At 58.9% G+C, this 18,961-nt stretch carries 17 protein-coding genes and 1 pseudogene; 7 read left to right on the top strand and 11 right to left on the bottom strand.

The annotated features are described in order from the left end of the window. Positions 1–363: 363 nt before the first annotated feature. The gene (locus PHI64_RS21185; RefSeq protein ID WP_299887585.1) at positions 364–906 is read right to left on the bottom strand and encodes a hypothetical protein; all 543 of its coding nucleotides are present in this window, start codon (positions 904–906) and stop codon (positions 364–366) included. Between the two features lie 54 nt (positions 907–960). Here PHI64_RS21185 and PHI64_RS21180 point away from each other — a divergent pair, with 54 nt between their 5' ends. Continuing rightward, positions 961–1,203 carry a helix-turn-helix transcriptional regulator gene (locus PHI64_RS21180; RefSeq protein WP_366945244.1) on the top strand — a complete coding sequence of 81 codons (243 nt, stop codon included), beginning with the start codon at positions 961–963 and terminating at the stop codon, positions 1,201–1,203. 537 nt (positions 1,204–1,740) lie between these two features. Here the strand turns inward: PHI64_RS21180 and PHI64_RS21175 are convergent. Together PHI64_RS21175 and PHI64_RS21170 are read right to left on the bottom strand one after the other, a co-directional pair. Further along, positions 1,741–2,026, bottom strand: a pseudogene (locus tag PHI64_RS21175) (type II toxin-antitoxin system YafQ family toxin). Then, positions 2,013–2,276, bottom strand: coding sequence for a type II toxin-antitoxin system RelB/DinJ family antitoxin (locus PHI64_RS21170; RefSeq protein ID WP_299887582.1), 264 nt, complete (start codon positions 2,274–2,276; stop codon positions 2,013–2,015). Before PHI64_RS21170 ends, PHI64_RS21175 begins: the two are co-directional and overlap by 14 nt. Before the next feature lie 1,006 nt (positions 2,277–3,282). Between PHI64_RS21170 and PHI64_RS21165 the strand changes: the two genes are divergently transcribed. After that, complete coding sequence (locus PHI64_RS21165) at positions 3,283–3,444, top strand: hypothetical protein (protein WP_299887579.1); 162 nt, start codon at positions 3,283–3,285, stop codon at positions 3,442–3,444. Between the two features lie 4 nt (positions 3,445–3,448). Here PHI64_RS21165 and PHI64_RS21160 read toward each other — a convergent pair whose 3' ends face one another. Then, positions 3,449–3,727 (bottom strand): helix-turn-helix transcriptional regulator, encoded by a 279-nt coding sequence (locus tag PHI64_RS21160; protein WP_299887575.1) that lies wholly within the window; start codon positions 3,725–3,727, stop codon positions 3,449–3,451. A 77-nt stretch (positions 3,728–3,804) separates the two neighbouring features. Between PHI64_RS21160 and PHI64_RS21155 the strand changes: the two genes are divergently transcribed. Next, complete coding sequence (locus PHI64_RS21155; RefSeq protein ID WP_299887572.1) at positions 3,805–4,233, top strand: hypothetical protein; 429 nt, start codon at positions 3,805–3,807, stop codon at positions 4,231–4,233. 987 nt (positions 4,234–5,220) lie between these two features. Here PHI64_RS21155 and PHI64_RS21150 read toward each other — a convergent pair. The 5 genes from PHI64_RS21150 to hsdR are packed head-to-tail and all read right to left on the bottom strand — an operon-like array spanning position 5,221 to position 14,415. Continuing rightward, the gene (locus tag PHI64_RS21150; protein WP_299887569.1) at positions 5,221–6,312 is read right to left on the bottom strand and encodes a hypothetical protein; all 1,092 of its coding nucleotides are present in this window, start codon (positions 6,310–6,312) and stop codon (positions 5,221–5,223) included. Further along, positions 6,312–7,988: an AAA family ATPase gene (locus PHI64_RS21145; protein WP_299887566.1), complete on the bottom strand. Its 1,677-nt coding sequence runs from the start codon at positions 7,986–7,988 to the stop codon at positions 6,312–6,314. Before PHI64_RS21145 ends, PHI64_RS21150 begins: the two co-directional genes overlap by 1 nt. Then, positions 7,985–9,418, bottom strand: a complete 1,434-nt coding sequence (locus PHI64_RS21140; RefSeq protein ID WP_299887564.1) for a restriction endonuclease subunit S — start codon at positions 9,416–9,418, stop codon at positions 7,985–7,987. Before PHI64_RS21140 ends, PHI64_RS21145 begins: the two co-directional genes overlap by 4 nt. Then, positions 9,415–10,869, bottom strand: a complete 1,455-nt coding sequence (locus PHI64_RS21135) for an N-6 DNA methylase (RefSeq protein ID WP_299887560.1) — start codon at positions 10,867–10,869, stop codon at positions 9,415–9,417. The genes PHI64_RS21140 and PHI64_RS21135 overlap by 4 nt, the downstream gene beginning before the upstream one ends. Positions 10,870–10,911: 42 nt before the next feature. After that, the gene (gene hsdR, locus PHI64_RS21130) at positions 10,912–14,415 is read right to left on the bottom strand and encodes a type I restriction-modification system endonuclease (RefSeq protein WP_299887557.1); all 3,504 of its coding nucleotides are present in this window, start codon (positions 14,413–14,415) and stop codon (positions 10,912–10,914) included. A gap of 782 nt (positions 14,416–15,197) precedes the next feature. Between hsdR and PHI64_RS21125 the strand changes: the two genes are divergently transcribed. The 3 genes from PHI64_RS21125 (at position 15,198) to PHI64_RS21115 (ending at position 16,385) form a co-directional block, all read left to right on the top strand. Then, positions 15,198–15,563: a transposase gene (locus PHI64_RS21125; RefSeq protein WP_299887554.1), complete on the top strand. Its 366-nt coding sequence runs from the start codon at positions 15,198–15,200 to the stop codon at positions 15,561–15,563. Next, complete coding sequence (gene tnpB, locus PHI64_RS21120) at positions 15,506–15,889, top strand: IS66 family insertion sequence element accessory protein TnpB (protein ID WP_299887551.1); 384 nt, start codon at positions 15,506–15,508, stop codon at positions 15,887–15,889. The genes PHI64_RS21125 and tnpB overlap by 58 nt, the downstream gene beginning before the upstream one ends. 61 nt (positions 15,890–15,950) lie before the next feature. Next, complete coding sequence (locus PHI64_RS21115) at positions 15,951–16,385, top strand: hypothetical protein (protein WP_299887549.1); 435 nt, start codon at positions 15,951–15,953, stop codon at positions 16,383–16,385. Between the two features lie 166 nt (positions 16,386–16,551). Here the strand turns inward: PHI64_RS21115 and PHI64_RS21110 are convergent, their stop codons facing one another. Then, positions 16,552–17,238 carry a hypothetical protein gene (locus PHI64_RS21110; protein WP_299887546.1) on the bottom strand — a complete coding sequence of 229 codons (687 nt, stop codon included), beginning with the start codon at positions 17,236–17,238 and terminating at the stop codon, positions 16,552–16,554. After that, positions 17,238–17,594, bottom strand: a complete 357-nt coding sequence (locus tag PHI64_RS21105; RefSeq protein ID WP_299887543.1) for a hypothetical protein — start codon at positions 17,592–17,594, stop codon at positions 17,238–17,240. The genes PHI64_RS21110 and PHI64_RS21105 overlap by 1 nt, the downstream gene beginning before the upstream one ends. Positions 17,595–17,986: 392 nt before the next feature. Between PHI64_RS21105 and PHI64_RS21100 the strand changes: the two genes are divergently transcribed. Then, positions 17,987–18,853, top strand: coding sequence for a CBASS cGAMP synthase (locus tag PHI64_RS21100; protein WP_299887540.1), 867 nt, complete (start codon positions 17,987–17,989; stop codon positions 18,851–18,853). Positions 18,854–18,961 lie beyond the last annotated feature (108 nt).

The raw sequence follows: 18,961 nt of genomic DNA, 5'->3' as shown, positions 1-18,961 counted from the left end.
AACACCCGGGACTGGTCACCCATCACCGTTGTGACTCTCAATCCTGAGCGAGAGGCAGTCGTTGCCATGGGGAATAAACACCAAAGAGCTGCATGAATCAGGCGACAACTAGCTTGACGCGCACCGATCCCGTCAGGGCCGGCTTCCACCAGCAGGCGGAAGATGCTCAGGCGGGATTCGTGGCCCAGGGCTGCGAGAAGATCAGCAGCATTTAGTGTTTCCATTGTTCAAGTATTATAGAAATATGGAAATAAATGTGTGAAGATTTCATGACCGACGTGCGCAACTAACTTGGCCGAAGCCGCACGTGGTGGCGACGCTAGAAGTGACTTTTGCTGCAGCGTTGTCGCTGGGGGGTGTGGCTTACGAACGGAGCTCCTTCCAGAACTCATACTCTGAGATGTCCCATGCACCGTAGGCTGTGCAGTAGCGCTGGCCTCCCTCAACTTCATACACATGTGCCAAGGGGTCGGACGGCTTCTTCCAGACCCGGATCAGCGGCTCCATTTTCCAGCACTCAGAGCCGTTCAGAAACGGAGGGGTGACAAGCTGAACGCTGAGCGCGGAAACGCCCTCATCCTCCTGGTCGAGAAACTCCAGCAACTCTCCAGCCGGATTGGCGATGAGCGCGGTTTCCGCAAGGTTCCCTTTTGGGGTGGAAAGGGTGTAGCTGACGTAGAACCATTCCCTGGGCGAGGTGAGGCCCACAGCCCGCCACGCATCCTTTCCGTTGCCAAGCAAGCGAGACATGAAGGGATGGTGAGCGGATGCATCTGTGATGAACATGCGATTCGAAGCTTTCAGTGGTGATGTGTGGCCGATCCAGCCGATGAATGGATTGCGTTGATCAGGTAGCAGAGATTCCCTCCGGAATTCAGTTTGAACCGAGAATTCGGGGAAAGCCAATATTGTGACTTAAACACGGCTGACTTAAAAGCATCACTCCGAGAGACTGATTCGATGTCTCTCAGCGAATCATCGTCCCGTTCAGGTATCCCAACAGCCCGGGAACTCCTTGCGATGAATATCGTTCGACTACGTAGGGAGAGAGGGTGGTCTCAAGAGGACTTGGCTTTGGAAGCAGGTCTTCACCGTACCTTCGTGGCGCACGTCGAACGCCAAGTGCGGAACATCTCGATCGACAATATCGAACGTCTGGCAAACGCTCTGCAAGTCAGCATCCACAGCCTGCTGCTGCCGTAGTTCCGGCCACTCTCGCATTCCAGTTCACTTCACGCACATCTGTGCTCGGCGAGCGAGCAGATCTGCCTCCCGCAAACCAGACAAGTGCGATTGACATCAAAGCGAATCGATTTGGTATTTTCTATAACATCGACTTACTGGGGATGTGTCGATGTCCTCCCCTCATCCCGGTCATACCCCCATCTCGCTCCCTCCCCAAAATGCCAAAATCTGCCGGCTGTGGGGCTTGCTTTGCAAGGGATGATCACCTTGCCGGATCCCTTTCGCACCTAACCTGGCGGTGGGGCTTATCTCGGCTAAGTGGCCTTGGGATGTTGATTCACCTATCCGCCTGGAAGTAAGCAAGGGAATCGTGACCGTCACAGTGATCTGGTCCGCCTCTCACCGAAGACCTGCGGTACCTGGCTGCGCGAGTGGCTTGGCTCATCTGGGGTGAAGCGCTACCGCCTTCGGTTGCGAATTCCGACGAAACCTGCCACCCGTTACGATCGAAAGTCGGCCACGGCTTCCGCTGGCCAGTGGCAAGTGACTTAGTTGCTACAGACCAAGCTCGCTGTGCGAGCCAAGCCGAACGAGTTGCAATGTCGCATCATCTGGCTTTCGATAGATCAGCACCAGGTCGGGCTTGACGTGACAATCCCGATGATCCTTCCACTCGCCGGTAAGCGCATGGTCACGGTGCCGAGGCTCTAGCTAGCGGCTGATCCCTTGCCAGAGCCTCCAGAACCGGCTCCAAGTCGGCATCGAGTGTTGCCCGATGCTGGCCTTTGGCTTCGCGTTTGTAGTCGCGCCTGAATTGGCCGGTCGGGTCAATCTTCCGCATGCAGGTCCGCCATCAACGCCCCAACGCTGTCGAAGCTCTTGAGGTTGCCGGTGCGTGCCTCACGCATGGCTGCGATGGTTGTCTCATTCGGAATCAAAGGCTCGAACGGCAATGCCTTCTCGCGGGCGACGCGGGTCAGCATGATGCGGAACGCGTCGGAGACGGTCAGCCCCATTGCCGCAAGAACCGCGCTTGCTTCTTCCTTTATGTGCTCGTCGATGCGCGCACGAACAACAGCATTCGCAGCCATGATTTGTCCCTTCTGGTAGGTGAGCTACATTGTAGCCCACGGCTAGCCGTCCTGCTAGGGCGAAAGCCCGTTGGCGGGTATTGAGTGGAACGCCTGGCCGACTTTTGATCAAGGGTTTGTGTCGGAATGGGTGGCTGTTTTGGCGTGGAATACGCACTTCGGTGACGCATGTTCGACATGCGGGCTGGCGTGGACACGACCCGCGCCCAGGTGGCGCAGGTCTTCGGTGAGATGCGGCCCCATCACACACATCTTCGCCATCTTGGTTATGCCCCAATATGGTTACGCTGAAATCGTCGGTCAACACTCAAGTTGTAGTTCAATCGTTGACAGCTGTGATCAAAGTGATTGCTCTGGATAGCAGATGTTTCGCTGGTAAGGCTCTTTGAGAATGACAGGTCAACTTATCGGTAATCTCCAAGAAGCTGCCACTCCGCTACGGATGAGGCGCACACGCTCCCCCTGCGAAGCCTGATTCAGGCTTTTCGCGAACGCCTTCATGTCGGGTTCCAAGGCTATATCCGTTGCCGTGAAATCAGCGTCCGGGAGGACGCCTAAGTAAGTAACACATCCTACAGTCTCTCCATGACTGCAGGGATGTACGGATTGCCCGCATTCTCATTTCTGTTCTAGTATCTCAGCGACTTCCCCCCGCGGGGAAGGTGTGACAATGTTTAGACCCCATGCTATGAAGCGACCCGCTCGCAGCCTTCTCTTGAAGAAACACGCTTCGCCCCTCAAGGAGAAGAAGCGGCTCGTTGTGTCAGTTCAGTCTGTCAGGGCAACACCGGCGGTTCAGGAGCGCGCGGAGGAGCTGGCCGCAGCCGCTCGTCGTGCTAAGGAAGCACATTTTCTGGACAAGTATCGGGTCGCGTTGCCTAGCTGATGCTTGCTGACGAGGGAGATAGTTACCTCCCCATCACGGATGGTTGATCCGGCGGCTCTATGCATATTTTCGTGTGGGAAGCCGCGTCTTGACGTTTTTCTGACCGCACAGGCACTGGCCTTGCGCGAAGCCAAGCTGGACTTCACCAACATGGTCTTTCATCAGCAGTTCGAAGGTCCGGTCAGCTACTTCATGCAGTCCGGCACAACTCACATTGAAGCACATCCTCACCAACCCGCCTTGCCCAGAGTTGCCCTTGCGAGTAGCTGCCTGACTGATTGAAAAATCAGTCAGGCCTATCCTTCCTTAGTGGACGTGACGTGGTGGGACTTTGCCCACCGCCAGTCCCCTGCAGGCCTATCAACAAGTCCATCCCCAGCACTATGGATATTCGATGAAGAATCAGAATTGAAGGATTCGCGATCCCTCGCTCCAGTTGGGAGACATAAGTTCGATCCACCTCTGCCTGCAAAGCCAAGGCCTCTTGAGTGAGCCCAAGCCGCCGACGAGACTGTTTGATTTCGTTGGCAAGTTCAGCACGAAGGTCATCAAAGGATTTGGCCACCCACGAACAATGCGGGTGGCGAGACCATCAATCCACGGAATATAATCTACATTCCCTATTTTGTGGACTTACTCTCCATGTTCCAAACCCATCGCTCGGCAAGCTTTCCCATACAGTACGATCCCAATGTCAGCCTGTGGAACTGGGTAGAACTCGGGGTCGATGCGCCTTTCTTCATGTTGGAAATTGCATCCGAAACGGAGGATGGTGACTTTGTAACCCACATAATGACCTCGAGTATCAACGTGCTGCGTGCTCACACTGGCACTTCCGAGACCGACGTCTTGAAACGTGTTTTCCTCCTTTCGCCGGGTTACGTGAATGGTTCCGATTCCTTTCAACTGGACGCTTTGGAAAGTGTTTTTTCATCCTCCAAAAATCCGATGAACATGCTCTTCAACCTGACTGATGGGAGGTCACTACACTTCAGCTTGGGGGATGAGCGGCTTGATGAGTCTCAATACACAGACCAAGTATTCAAACGCACCCCGGAACCATTTCAGTAATTCCAGGGGCAATTCAGACTGACAAGGTCGCAATCATGGCTTGAGGGCTTGTGCCCCCCCCAGAGACATGTGAAGTCATTCTGATCCATCCACCAAAACCTTAGCTTGGCAGAGTGGAGCGCTGACCGGGATAAATTTCTCTGGTGCAACCGAACACGGGCTTCCACCCCCGTGTTCTCCTCATGCGAAATTTCTCGCAAGAATCGTCCGGTTGAGCAATTAAGACGGTACGCAAGGGGCGAATTTAATCTCTGCCGAGAAGGCGGTTTGCTCTTTAGTCGTCAGTTGCAAAGTCTTACATTTGGGGCGGGCAGTACTTAGAGCGGCGGCCGGCGCCTGAATACTCACTGCATCAAACTTGACAGGCCTCCCTCCACCTCCCGCCATCCGCGCATAGGTTCGGTTTTCCTTCGTACCAGCGAAGGTCCATGTGCGTGCGCGAGAGTCGCCGAGTCCGAACATGAAGTGCGCATCGGGAGACACCGCTATCTCCTCCATCAACGCCGCAAACTCAATTTTTCCGCGCTGTGAAAGGTGGACAGCGGGGGATACCCCCCGGCTCCCCTGCGGCGCTTTAGTGAGGAGCTCGACGCTGCTCTGGGAGCACGCTCTGAGAACTAGATTGCGTCCAGAACGTGAGCATAATCGACGCATTCTCTACGACTGCTTTGCGGCTCCTGTACCGAGGCTCCGAATGCCGAAAATGGGTCAGATCCAGCCGCTTGGCATCCGGCAAAGCTGCCATTGAGCCTTGAGGGCGGCTGGGCGACGGCTGACCGCCTCACTGCTGATGCTCATTCCAATGGTCATGAGCGTCAGCAAAGGCCGAGAAACTGCCCTCGGGGTGACGGTCGCCTCGTCGGCCAAAGTGGTCGGTCAGCATGTTGCTCTTGAGCGGCAGGTTTACACAAGAATCTGGACATGCCCCTTTCCTAACAGTCACCAGCGCACTCATCGGGAGCGGCTTTTCTGCACAGAGACCGCTGTTCACTGGAAGAACAGCGCCTCCATGTCCTGAATCGTTTGGGGCGTCAGGGCAGTCGCCTGGCGCAAAGCCTCACGGCTCCCCGGATTCATGCCAATCACCGCCGCGTAGACACGCGCACGCCAGTAGTTGAAGGGCGTCAGCCTTTGTGCCTTCGCTTTGGCAAGCCCGACCTCACGGAGTTTCTGCAGAAAGGACGCATCGTTGGGTGCATGAGCGTCCTCGGCCAACTTTGCAGCCAACTCTTTGAACTCACCCTCCACGCGAGACTTGATCTCGTAGACGTCATCCCAGGTGGAAAGCTTCTCTTGTCGATCAGGATCAGCGCTCCGTAGGTTCACGACCACGCGTGGAAAAAGATCGTTCGCGTCATCGACGAGCACCTCAATCTCTTGCAACGATGCGCTCTCGGTCCAGGGCGAAAAGCTGAGGCGACGGACTCCATCCTTGAGAACCAAGTCTTTGGCCAGCTTGGCCTTGGAATTGCAAGTGTTGCAGATGGGCAATAAGTTCTTGGGATCGACTCCGTATAGCGGGTACAGATCCTTCGCCAGAAGGTGGTCGTACGGGCCGCGCCACTGCTCGTTGTCGTTTTCGTCTGCCCGAACCTGAGCAAGGTATTCGGTCCCACAAACGCAGCACACATTGCCATTGCCTGGCGCGTTGCCGTGACGAAAGCGTGCGTAGTGGTCGTCAATGCATTCACCACATGCCTGCTCCACGCCCTTGAGCTTCGCCGTGCGCTGAAAAAGGTGAACAGCCAGTGACTTCAATGCGGGAAAGACTGCTTCGGGTATGGCTGTCAGCGGTACTGTCCGGTCGGACAGGAAAGCGCAGGGGTCAGTTCTCGCCGCCAACGCAGCCCTGAGAGCTTGTTTTTGCCTCTGATCAAGCGCCGACAGCTTTGCCGACAGGGCATCAACCGCAGTGCGAGTTGGCTCATTTCCAGCAATCGCAGCACACAGGCCGGCCGGAAGGTGGGCCTCATCCACGGGCCGGCTTTCCAGCGCTGCCAGCATCGCTTCCACAAGGAATACGTTCAGCCCGTCAAAAACCTTCGACTGCTCAAGATTTGGTCTAATCTCAAACAGCATCAGGAAATTCTCAACTTATTGATGAGATACGAACGCTCCATCGACTCGCCGACGGAGTCCTCAAGCCATTCCAACTTCTGTTCGGTTGTGAGTTGAGGGTTTTCCAGCCGCTCGCGAATTTCCTGGACAGCCGTTTCGGAGATCGTTGCACGCAGGTTGAAGTGCTTTTTTATCAGCACGTCAAACGATGCACCAAAGGTTTCTCCCGGCGGATTCGTCATGTCGGTCACGCCATCGACCTTCTTAAAATGGAACACCGCTTCGCGAGGCAGCGAAGAGACCAGAAAGGGCGAGTGCGAGGAGATGATGGCCTGGGCTTTTCCGTTGGCCTCATTCGCCTTTTCAAAATCCAAGTGGAACCGCGTGCGCCAGCTTGGGTTCAAGTGCGTTTCGGGCTCGTCGTAGAGGAACAGCGTCTCATCGTCCCCGAAGAGTCTTACGGCGCCCAGTGTCAATAGAAGCTGCACTTCTCCGTCGCTCAAGTCGTCAAGCGCGACAGTTCGCTCGCCATCGGACATCCAGAGCTCCTGCACAGAAAGTGGGAGCTTCCCTTTCAGCGGCTTCTCAACATGACCTTGAAAGCTATCGCGTCGCAGCGCGCGTTTTACGGCCCCCGACCATTCATCGACGCCCAGCAGTTGTAGCTTGTACAGGGCCGAGAACCACTGGTCGGGCTCTCGCGAGTTGTCAGCCATCCGACGGATGACTTCCGGGTCCGCGAAATCGATCTCGATGTCGCCGGCCAAGTAGTCCAGTTCCAGCAACTCATACTCGGGCTCGCTGGTTCGTGGGGAGATCGGCGTACACCTGTGTGGTCCCGCCAATTCGATCAAGCGCTTGATGTCGCGAGCGTTGTCCGAAGCAGTCGCCTGCCCACGCAGGTCGTACCTCAACACCACACGCGCTGGATGGCGGAAAGGGATTTCATCCCATACCTCGTCACGATCAGCATGTGGGAGCATGCCGAGTAACGCGATCAGCAGCGCAGCGCAGTCATAGTCGAGGAAGAGGTTTCTGGGTATCGCCGTGTCGGTCTCGCGTAGCCTGAAAAGGCCCGATTCTGGGTCCTCCCCTTCGGCAGCGAAAATGCCCGGGTTGCGCCTGAGAAAGCGCTCGTTGATAGTCAGCGTTGCCTGTTCAGCCACATTGGGTTGCGCAAGCTCCTTCTTCAAGTTTGACCTGACCCGAATCACGTCAAAGTACTGAAGCGCGTTGCGCATGAAGGCTCGCTGAAGGTTCTCAGACATGCCGGAGGCGTATCCGATGACCCGTGGTAGCGCCAACTCTTCCAAGGAGCCATCCGCCGTGATCTCACTCCATGTCCCCTGGGCCGGCTGCGTAACACCATCGTGAGGCTGGTCAGCGAGCTGATGCACCGCAATACGAAGACGATCCCGCGTGTCCACGGCGAACCGGCGTAAACCTTCGTAGCGAGACGAAGCCATCTCGTACGTGACTCGGAAGTCATACCCCAGTGGCGCACGTACCCGGAAGTCCTGTCGCTGTCGACGTTCAAGGAAGGCAAAGGCTTCAGCTATGAGTTCCATGACTTGCGACTTGCCCGAGCCGTTAGCGCCGATGAGGACGGCCACATCACCCTGCACCGTTGAGAAGTCAAAAGCCTGATCCTTCAGGCCTTTGTACTGCCCGAAAAGCTCAATCGACAGGAGCTTCATGCAGCACTCTTTCGTCCGCGTTTTGTGCTGGTCGACGGTGCTTCCTGCTGCAGTCGGCGCAGCAACTCACTCGCCGGCTCGTCGTTGGGGTCTTGCGGCACCAGTTCACCGCGGAAGGCCTTGGCTAGCAGGGCCGGAGTCAGGCGCTCGGTGGCGGTTCTTGCAGTTCGCAGCCGTGCTTCGAGGCGGTCGGCGAAGGCGAAAAGGTTTTCGGCGCGGCGGACGATTTCCCTTTGTTCGTCAATCGGTGCTATGGGTAAAGGAGCAAGCCTGACCTGAGCAAGGTTGAGAACCGGCATATCCATGCCACGGTGCTGCGCACGAAGCCAGTCTTGGACGGCAGGCGATTCAAGTGCGATAGCTAGATACTGCGGCACCATGTCGCTACAAGGCCTGAGGCGGGCGACACTGCGGGATATATTTCCACCGCTGAGTTCATCCGGCACCACTGCGACTTTGGTCGCGCGAATGATGCCGAGCAAGACGTCGCCGCCTTTGATCGATGACCGGTGATACCTATTTGCAATATCGACGCTAGTTCGGCACAAGGAACCTACCTGAATTCGGCCATCAGCAATGTCGGTGGTTTGAACATACGGTATGCCACTGACCAACTTTGGTCCAGGCTGCACGATGCCGTAGACGATGTTTGCGTCAGACTCGACCACATCCTGCGCACGCAGAACTCGCCAGGTGGCTGGAACATTCAAACTCTTGATGTCTGGTGGAGGGTCGCTCTTGTTGTTGCGTTGGCGCGACTGGGAATGCATAGCCCCGTCTGCGTTCGAGCGACGCCAATCCTCTGTCAGCCTTCCTGACGTGGCGGCGGCGAGGACGGATTGACGGAAGCGTTTGAGGATGGGGGCGACGCGGGCCAGGCGGGTGTCGACGGCGTCCACGCGGGTGAGGACGGTGTCGAGTTTGTCGGCTATGCGTTTTTGCTCATTCCAAGGTGCGAGCGGAACCGTCAGTTCGGAGAGCTTTCCTGCAGAAATGTTGGCGATGTTGGTCGTTTGACTGGAGCCCTCTCGCAACTTGCTTTGCACTTCGCTGCTGCGCAGGAAGTGATACAGGTATCCGCCATCTATCGCATGTGTTGGACGCACAGCAGCGAGAAAGGCCCCGAAAGCTGCGGGTTGCGGAACATTGATGGCTCGTGCCACCTTGCCTACCAGCTCATAGCTGTTGGCCATGGACATCAGCACATCGCCTTCGCGAACAAGTTGCTCGTCTCTTTTAACATAGCTCGTCGGAACGTAGTACACATCGTCCCATTCGAGCTTCTGCTGCACGTTGGTCGTTCTGAGACAGCAAACATAGCCATGAGCGAGGTCGTTTCTCTTTTCTCCAGCAGGGAACGTAATCCCGCGCACGACATGAGCAGCTTGGGAGAGCTTTCCATACTCCCAATTCTTTGGCAGGTTGCTCATTTCCCTTGGTCCAGTTCAGCCAGGATCGCTTCAAGCTCTTCCAATGCGCCGTTCAGCTCCTCCAACGCTTCCCGCGCCAGTACCGCCGGCTCAGGTAGGTCGGCAACATCTTCCGAGCTGTCGTCCTTGAGCCATGCTATGTCCAGGCTGTCGCCCTTTTCCGTGGCGATCCAGTCGCGGCTGAACCGGCGGAAGCGCCCCTGTTTGCCCTGATCCTGCCGTACAGCGTTGCCGTTGGGTTCGTGGCCATAAGCGGCGATGAAGTCGGCAAAGTGCTTGTCGTCTAAAGGGGTGCGTTTGCCGAACTTGGGCGCATTGGCGCGCATGTCGTACACCCAAACTTCTTGCGTACTGCCGGTAGCAGCCTGGCTGACTTTCTCGAAGAACAGCACATTGGTCTTGACACCCTGGGCATAGAAGATGCCGGTGGGCAGGCGCAGGATGGTGTGCAGGCGGCACTTATCCATCAGATCGCGGCGGATGTCGGCGCCTACGCCGGCCTCAAACAACACGTTGTCGGGCAGCACCACAGCGGCACGCCCTCCGTCGCGCAGGTGCCGCACGATGTGCTGCACAAAGGCGAGCTGCTTGTTGTTGGTAGCAAAGGTCAGATCGTCACGCGTGGGGCCGCCGCCGCCCTTGGCCGTGCCAAAGGGTGGGTTGCTGAGGATGATGTGACTCTTAGGCAGACTGCTGCCGGCGCTGCCCAGCGTATTGCCGACGTGCACCACTCCTTCATCGTCGCCTTCCATGCCATGCAGCAGGCAGTTCATCAGCGCCAGTCGGCGGGTTCCAGGTACCAGTTCCATGCCCAGGAAAGCGTCGTTACGCTGGAACTTGCGCTGCTTCTCGCTGAGGTTGTAAAGATCGTCGGTGTGGTCCTTGATGTAGCGGTCCGCGGCAATCAGGAAGCCAGCCGTGCCCGCTGCCGGGTCTTGCACGGTCTCGCCCGGCTGCGGTTTGATGACCTGCACGATGGCGTCAATCAGGGGGCGGGGCGTGAAGTACTGGCCGGCGCCGCTCTTGGTCTCGCTGGCGTTCTTTTCCAGCAGACCTTCGTACAGGTCGCCGAGGCCGTCTTGCCGAGCGCTGAACCAGTCGATGCCATCCAGGCTTTTGACGAGCTGCTCCAGGTGGCGCGGTTCTTTCAGGCTGGTCTGCGCGTCGGCGTAAATGGCGGCGATCAGCCGGTCGTCGCTGGCCGAGAGCTTGAGCAGGGTTTCACGGTAATGGCGCAGCAGATTCAGGCCGCTCTTGTCGCGCAACTCGGGCCAGCGGGCATAGGGCGGCAGCTTGTGCGCCTGGAGGATGCCGCTTTCGGTGTTCTCGTACTCCATCTTGATGAAGAGCAGCAGCACGAGCTCGGTGACGTAATCGCTGTAGTTGATACCGTCGTCGCGCAGCACGTCGCAGAGATTCCAGAGCTTCTGGACGATGTCTTGGGTTGTCATATTTGAGTTTTGTGAATTTGTTGAGCGTAAAACACTTAATTGTCAGGCGGCGCGTGGCCAGAGACCTGCAGCAAGCGCCCCCATCACACTGTCGAGCTGCCCGCCCAGTAGTTTGTCCAGCTGCTTCGCGCCTCCGTCGTTGGCGAAGGCGTTGTTGACGAAGGCTTGGTCGATGACCAGTTCGTGGGTGAGTTGTTTGGCCAGGCGGTCCAGCCATTTGCGCTGCACCGGCGTCCAGGCGTATTGGGCGTAGATCTTCTGCATGGCCAGGGCCACGCGCTGATCGAAAGGCAGTAGCGCTTCGCCCAGCGCCGCTTGGCGGATGTAGGCGATGACGCCGGCAGCAATGTCCTGGTTGCTGTGATTGCGCCACGCGGCCTTGAGACTGGCTTCGGAGTAACCAGCGCCGTCAAGCAACAGGCGCACTTCCTTGAGCTGTTCGCGGGTGAGGTCCTTGGGGCGGTTGACCACCGTGGCCATGGCAGCCGACTGGTTGATTTGCTCGCGCACGAAGCGGCTGAAGCTGTCGAGGTAGTCCTCTGGCTTGGCGTACAGGCCCCAGCTTTGGCTGCGTTCCCGCAGTTCGTCGGCCTGGGTGGCGATGACGGGCATGTAGGCCGTGCCCAGGAGCTGCTTGACCTCGGCAAGTTGCAGCAGCAGGCGGGTGTTGTGGCGCAGAAAGTCGGCTGCTGCCTGGGGACCACCTTCTTGCCCGATCTGGTGCAAGTGGCGGTGCAGTTGCTGCGGAGGCACGCCCCATTGCTGCTCAAGCTGATCCAGCTTTTCTTTCAGGGCTGGCTTCTTCTCGGCCTTGTGTGCGGCGTCTCGTAGAACGCGCATGAGCTTCTGGTTCAGCTGGTCGAGTACATCGTGCGCGTGGCTGCGGCCGAGGGTGCTGCCCGCGGTCTCGTGCGCGGCCGGGTTGTTCAGCTCTTCGAACAGCTGTTCCAGCGTAACCTTGGGATCCTTCACCAGCGGTTGCATGGTGTTGACGGCCTGGAGCGAGGCGTACAAATCCACCGGGTCGTAGATCTTAAAGACGGTCTTGCCGATCTCGTCGCAACGCCGGGTGGCGCGGCCAATCATCTGTTCGTACAGGATGCGTGAGCGCACCCTGCGCATGAAGACTAGATGGCAGATGGGCGGCACATCAATGCCGGTAGTCAACAAGTCCACCGTGATGGCGATGGTAGGGAAGCGCTCGTTCTTGTAGCGACGGATGAGCTGGTCGACTTTGTCGGACGCGCCGGTGATCTTTTCCACCGCGGCTTGGTTGTAGTGGTCACCGTGCACAGCCTTGAGGGCGTCTCCCAGCAGTCGTTTGACCATGTCGGCATGAGCGTCGGTGGCGCAGAAAATCATGGTCTTCTCGTCGCCCATCGGGTCCAGCTCTTGGGCGAGCTGTTCACAGATGACACGGTTGAACGGCTCGCTGATGACGCGCTTGTTGAAGCTTTCGAGCTCGAAGTGCAGTTCGTCGTCAAGTTCGGCGGTTTCGATTTCGCCGGTGCCTAGATTGATGGCCTCAACCTGTTGACCGCTGTCGAAGTGAATGCCGTGCTGGCTCAGCAGGGTCTGGTAGCGAATGGGGGGCTCGTGGTCGATGAGCCAGTCGTCAGCCACGGCTTCACGGTACGAGTAGGTGTAGACCGGTCGACCGAAGATGTCGGTGGTGTGGCGTGCAGGGGTGGCGGTCAGCCCCACCTTGACGGCGTCGAAGTAGTCCAGCACGCGACGGTAGGTGGATAGGTACTGGGCCTGGTCGCGCAGGACGAGTTCGCCCTCGGTCATGTCCTGATCCAGTGTGTAGCCGCGGTGGGCTTCGTCCACGATGATGCAGTCGAAGGCGTCCAGCGGAGGCGGGTTGTCGCTGCCGAAGATGCGCTTGACCATGGCCTGCACCGTTGCCACCTGCACGCGGGTTTCGGCCTCGGCAGCCATGTCGCCCAGTTCAGCGATGTTGTAGATCTTGGACAGGGGTTGGCTTTGCTCCAGCGGCGCTTCGTTGAAGGCGTCGATGGCCTGATCGCCCAGCGCCGTGCGGTCTACCAGGAACAGGATGCGTCGAAAGCGCTCGGCCTTGAGCAGGCGGTAGATGAGGCCAATGATGGTACGCGTCTTGCCAGTGCCGGTGGCCATGGCCAGCAGGCAGTTGGTCTGGCCGGCGGCCAGCGCGGCTTCCACCGCACTGATAGCCTTTTGCTGGTAATCGCGCAGACCCAAGTAGGCAAAGCCTTCTTGTTGCAGCTTGGCTTCCGCCTCGGCCTTGTTGCGGCGGAGCTGGTCGAGCAAGCCGTCAGGTGAGTGGAAGCTTTGCAGCGGCTTGGCCAGGTTGCCCTGGTGGCGCAGATCGCGGAACCAGGTGCCGCTGGCTTCAGGGCTCTGCTTGACCAGCGGGCGGCCGTTGCACGAGTAGGCAAAGGGAAGGTGAAACACGCCTCCCTGCCCGTCGGGCCAGGGGCCCTGGCGGCCTTCAGCCAGCCAGGCGGCTTCGTGCCCGGGCTCGATTTGCAAGCCGCGGGCGTAGCGCTCGGCCTGACTAATCTTCCCGGCGACGTTGACGTTCAGGCGCTTGGCTTCGACTGCAGCAATGGGTGTGAGACCGGCGAACAGCAGGTAGTCGGCGCTCTGCTTGCCCGCAGTGGGCCATTCGGCGATCGCCAAGTTGCGGTTGCGTTCCGGCCGTGCGCCTTTGGCATGGGTGAGTTCATGGGTGTCGGCCTCCCAGCCGGCGTCCTTGAGCATCTGATCGATGAGCAGGCGGGTGGAAGCTTCATCCATCGCCACCTTTTGTGCAGCCTGGGTGGTGCGCTGCGCAAAGGCCTGAATGTCCAGCGAGGTGGGTACGTCCGGCGCAGCATTGGCGGTTTGCAGGTGGGCGTCGAATTCGGCCTTAAGGGCGGCGTAGCGGGTGCTGGCCTCTTCGGCCAGACTTTCGTAGACGCTGCGCTCTTCGGCGGCCCGCTCGGCCAGCACGCGCTCCTGTGCTGCCTGGGCGGCCAACAACTCTGCAATTTGGCCTTTGGCCGCCTGTTCACTCTGGGCCTTCTGCAGGTTCTGCGTGAGGTCAGCCACTTGCTGCTGCAGCGTAAGCAGCCGCTGGCTGGGGTCGTCCGGCAGGATGAAGGGACCGGGCTTGAAGTCCGCGTCGCTGCCGAAGCTTCGATGAAACCAAAGCGCGATTTCACGGGCAACCTTCAGCGCCTCTAAACCCTCGCGGTAGCCGATGCGATGGTCCACCTGATGTGCAGCCTCGTTGCCCCTCTGGCGCAGCAAATGGAACATCTGCCGCACTTGCGGATCAAGTCCCAAGCGCTGGTCCACTGCGCGCAGCAGCTCGGCCTGGGTGGGTTGGATCAGGCGCACACCTACGCGGGACGCCACATCCTGCGTGATCGACTCGGCCAACAACCGCAGCTTGAGCACGCAGCTGGCCGGATCGAAAGGATAGAGCCGCTCCGCGGTTGCCCCAAGATCAGCGAGCAACGGGTTGTGCTCAGTTAGAAATCCGAAATTGCTTAATCCTTGCGCGATGTCTCTTGCCATTGACCTCTTGCCTCTTAAGTCCTTGCAAGCTCGTTCGCCTTGCGGTGTTTGGTGGACTTAACCTTTCACAACACTCTTATGCGCGCTTGCGGCGTCCGCCGCCCATTCACCTCCAATGCCGCGCGATCTGCAGTACTCGAGCACCATATACTCGACCATAGATGCCAAGCTGCGCCGCTCCTGCTCGGCGGCGGCGACCAGCGCAGCCTTCACATCCGGTGGGACTCTAACGCTTACAACCTCTGTCTTCGTGACGGCCACGAGCTGCTCCTGTGTGAAAAACACTAGCGTTTTGCTAAGCGTATCAGGACTCGTTTTTCCAGCCAACAAGTCTTTGGCATATTGGCGCGCTCTGCGCAGAGAATCATGGCGCACGCAGGTGTGTTAGGGCGCCAACTGAACATGCTTGCCGGCCGTACGCATGTCGATCAATTCATCAGCCTCGCTTGCGCTCACACTCCTCGACGAGCGGAAGGATTTTGCCTCCAGTCCAAGCATGTCCGAAATTCTGTGTAAACCGGTCGTTACTACCTCGCATGCTGACAGGCTGCTTTGGCCGACCAACAGTCGGTCACGTCAGGCAGGTGATCAGCCAATCCGGTCGTTCGCCGATGGAGGCGAATCAGGCAGCAAAGTGCGGGTTACCGGCCGGTGGGGGTAAATCACCCCCGAAGGTCGGCTTCTCGACATGGCGCCCCGTAAGCCCCCGGGCATCCCATCTTTCCCCAGCCCTTTAGCTCGCTAAACATAGTGTCCACTAGCCAATAGAAGTGGACACTTACATGAACGTCACGAAGCCTCGCCGAACCCGTCGCACCCACTCCGAGGAGTTCAAGCGTTCCCTGATCGAAGCCTGCGGGGAGCCCGGCGCGTCGGTCGCCGGAGTGGCCCTGGCGAACGGGATCAACGCCAACCAGCTGCGGCGCTGGATGCGCGAGCGGGGCATCGAGCCACCGGCGTTGTCTTGCCTGCCTTTACGTGTGGCGGCCTCCGAACCGATGGGCGGCTTTGTCCCGGTGCAGCTTTCCCCCAGCCTTGAGGCTCCTATCCACCTGGAACTGCGCAAGGGCACCGCGACGGTCACGGTGAATTGGCCCATCGCCTCGGCCGCAGCCTGCGGTGCCTGGCTGCGCGAGTGGCTCGGGTGATCCGGGTCGACGCCCTGTGGCTGTCGATCGCTCCGCTCGACATGCGCGCCGGCATGGACACGCTCCTCGCCCAAGTGGTGCAGGTCTTCGGCGAGGCGCGCCCGCATCAGGCCTACCTCTTCGCCAACCGGCGCGGCACCCGGATGAAGGTGCTGATCCATGACGGCCAGGGGATCTGGCTCGCCTGCCGACGGCTCAACCAGGGGCGCTTCCGCTGGGCCGAGGGGAACGGTTCGCTAACGCTCACCCAGGCCCAGTTCGACGCCCTGGTGCTGGGGCTACCCTGGCAGCAACTGCGGGATGACGGTGTGATTCGAATGACCTGACAGTGCACCATCGGGGGATGCCCGAATGGGCACAAGGACGTGCCGGAGGCATGATCTGCGCATGACTCTCCCCACCAACCTCCACGAACTGGACGCCGACGCCCTGCGCCGCCTGCTCATCGCGCAGGACCGGGAGCTCATCTGGCGCCAGGCGAAGATCGACCAGCTCACCCATGAGCTCTCGCTGCACAAACGCTGGCGCTTCGGGGTCAAGACTGAACGCCTGCCACTGGAGCAGGCCCAACTGTTCGAGGAAACGGTCGAGGCTGACCTGGCTGCGATGACCGAGGAGCTTGAGCAGCTCTCCGGCAAACCCGCATCCGCCAAGGGCCAGGCCAAGCGCAAACCCCTGCCGCCCGAATTGCCCCGCACCGAGATCCATCACGAACCCGCCTCCACCCTCTGCGCCTGCGGTTGCCAGATGAAGCGAATCGGGGAGGACGTGGCGGAGAAGCTCGACTACACCCGAAACAACCTATTGAACCTTCACACCTAGTCCGTACGGCGCCGGTTGCTCTTGCTCACTGTCCATTCAAGGTGGAGCAGCCGACGTCACCTGAACAGAAGCCAAGCCAAGTCGGTCAAACAGCCGCTGTACTCGGCAAACCTGCGCTACCAATCTGCTCCAGATTCTGAGCGATCGCGAAAACAGTCGGAATTGGTTAAATACCAGCTGAGCACGTGATTTTTAGCAACTCGGTACGAGCCTTCTCGGCGTCAGCAAACGAGCCGATGCCGTTGAAATCCCGCGTCAGGAGGTCCAGCGAAATGTGACCCCGAGTGGGTGAGTTGGTCCAGTAGTAGCCCTCCAGCCGCTTATCGCCGGAAGTGAGCTGAAGATCACCGTAGCCGATGGTGATCTTGTCCTCGGCATCCTGCATCCGCCGCATCTCAAAGACGTACTGCAGCTGACCTATCGAACTCCGCGGGTCCACCACCATGATTTCCAGCGTGGATCTGGCTGGCAGGCTGGGCGTGTAAGACTGGATGGTCAAGAAGAAATAGGTTTGCTGGACCACGAACGCGATCGGGATAGCCGGCAGCGGATCAGCCCCCTCGGACGGCTTGAACTCTGACTTCAGCTCGCCCCACCACAGTCCATGAACCATGCGCTTGCCCATGAGGAAGGCGAGCTTTGAATACTTCCACTGCAGCTTCGACAGCACCCAGATCAGCAGCGGCGGCACGGCCAGCGCCGTGGTGATGCTTTGCCAGATGACCTTCAACGGATGCTGCTGCAGTTCCGTGAGACGGAAGGAAACTATGAGGGCGGCCACCACCGCCACAACATAGCCGCAGTACTTGAGCAGCCGCAGCAGGTCGGCGTAGGTCAGGCTAACAGGCAGCATCAGAGAATTTCGCTCCAAGTCAGTCGTCCGGCTTCATAGACGGAAGCCGCGCGTTCGTGGGTTAGAAGCCCGATTGACGTGATGCCGGCCACCTGCGATGCCAGGAGTGCCGTCATGTGCCTAGCGCCGCTGGCACGCGGTGCGGCGGCTGACACGGTGGGCAGTGGTGGCGCGATGAACTGGCAGAGGTGGGTAAGTGACCCCGAGCCGGCGTGCACGAAGTGGAAGCCGTCGTGCCAGGGAGAAGACAGGCGCGCCGTTCTGACAAACACATCGCAGATCAGCTCGAGCCCTTGTACTGGCAGGTCGAAACGCTCATCACCCACGACTTCAAGCTGAAGATGAGGCAGCGCCATCAGCGACTCGTAAAACACGATGCCCAGCCCAGCGAAGTCACTGGGAAGTTTAGGGGCAGTGTGACGCAGCAGGTGAAGGGCACTGAATGCTTGAAGAGTATGCAAAGGATCAACCTCTACGCAGGCGTAGCCTGAAAACCTACCGACCATAGATGTAGCCTATGACTACTAGTTGAAGATTGCCTAGTAGGTTTCGCCTGAGCTTTTTGGGTATTGTATCTTTTATGCTGGCGGGCTCTTGAAAAGGCTAAACCGACCACCATCTCCTTACATGCCGAACCCTCTGTAGGCTTTAGCCCATTAGCCGGCTTAAAGGCGGAATGGGTGGGTCGGCGCCCGCAGGCGACGCGTCTGGACACGCGTCGTACCGTCCATCACATGCCCGACTGCCAATGCTGAACCTGAGCGCCCTTTTCTACACCGAAGTCGAATCTGAACCCTGCCTTTTCGGCAATCTCAGTCTGCGCGACGAAGATCGCAAGGACATCGCTGAGGCCAAGAATGAAGTCCGGATGGCGTTGCGGGACGGCATTCCTCGCATCTACGCGGCGGAAGGCCACCCAGGCAAAGTCCCGCAACCGCGTTTCTTCACCCAGGGGTCCTGGGCTTACAAGACGCTGAACGCTCCCGCGCAGCGCCCCCAGCAGGCCGATGTGGATGACGGATGCTATCTGCCGCTGAGCTTCCTGACCCAGACTGACAGTCCCAGCGTCGCGGCAGAGGTCTTCTTCGGCGTGGCGGAGAGGGCCTTGGCTGACCTTGTGGAGGAGAGAGGTTGGGAGCTCTCCGGGAAGTCCACCTGCATCCGGGTGGAGATCAGCGATCTCGCGCACATCGATATCCCCCTGTACGCGATCCCGGACAACGAGTTCGAGACCCTCGTCAAGGCGGAGAACGTCAGGCGCGCGGCCCTCAAGGGCATCCGCAACTTCGCTGAAGCAGCGACGGACAGCTGGGAAGAACTGCCCAAGACGAAGGTCCTGTTGGCGCACCGCGAGGAAGGCTGGATGCACTCCGACCCCCGCCCAGTAAAAGAGTGGTTTGTCGATCAAGTCGAGACCAAGGGCGTGCAGCTTCGCCGCGTTGTGCGCTATATCAAGGCCTATCGTGACTGGACCTGGAAATCTGGCGGTCCCAGCTCGATCCTGCTAATGGCGGCAGCGGCACCGCTGTTCGTGAAGCAGGATCGTCGTGATGACCAGGCGTTGTTGGATGTCGTGAAACAGTTGCCGGCGGCACTTCGGTGCGCGTCAAGCTAGTTGTCGCCTGATTCATGCAGCTCTTTGGTGTTTATTCCCCATGGCAACGACTGCCTCTCGCTCAGGATTGAGAGTCACAACGGTGATGGGTGACCAGTCCCGGGTGTT

Source organism: Zoogloea sp. (genome assembly GCF_028689785.1).
Classification (GTDB): domain Bacteria; phylum Pseudomonadota; class Gammaproteobacteria; order Burkholderiales; family Rhodocyclaceae; genus Zoogloea.
Note: the sequence above shows the minus strand (reverse complement) of the source record. Positions and strands in the feature narration are given on the sequence as shown.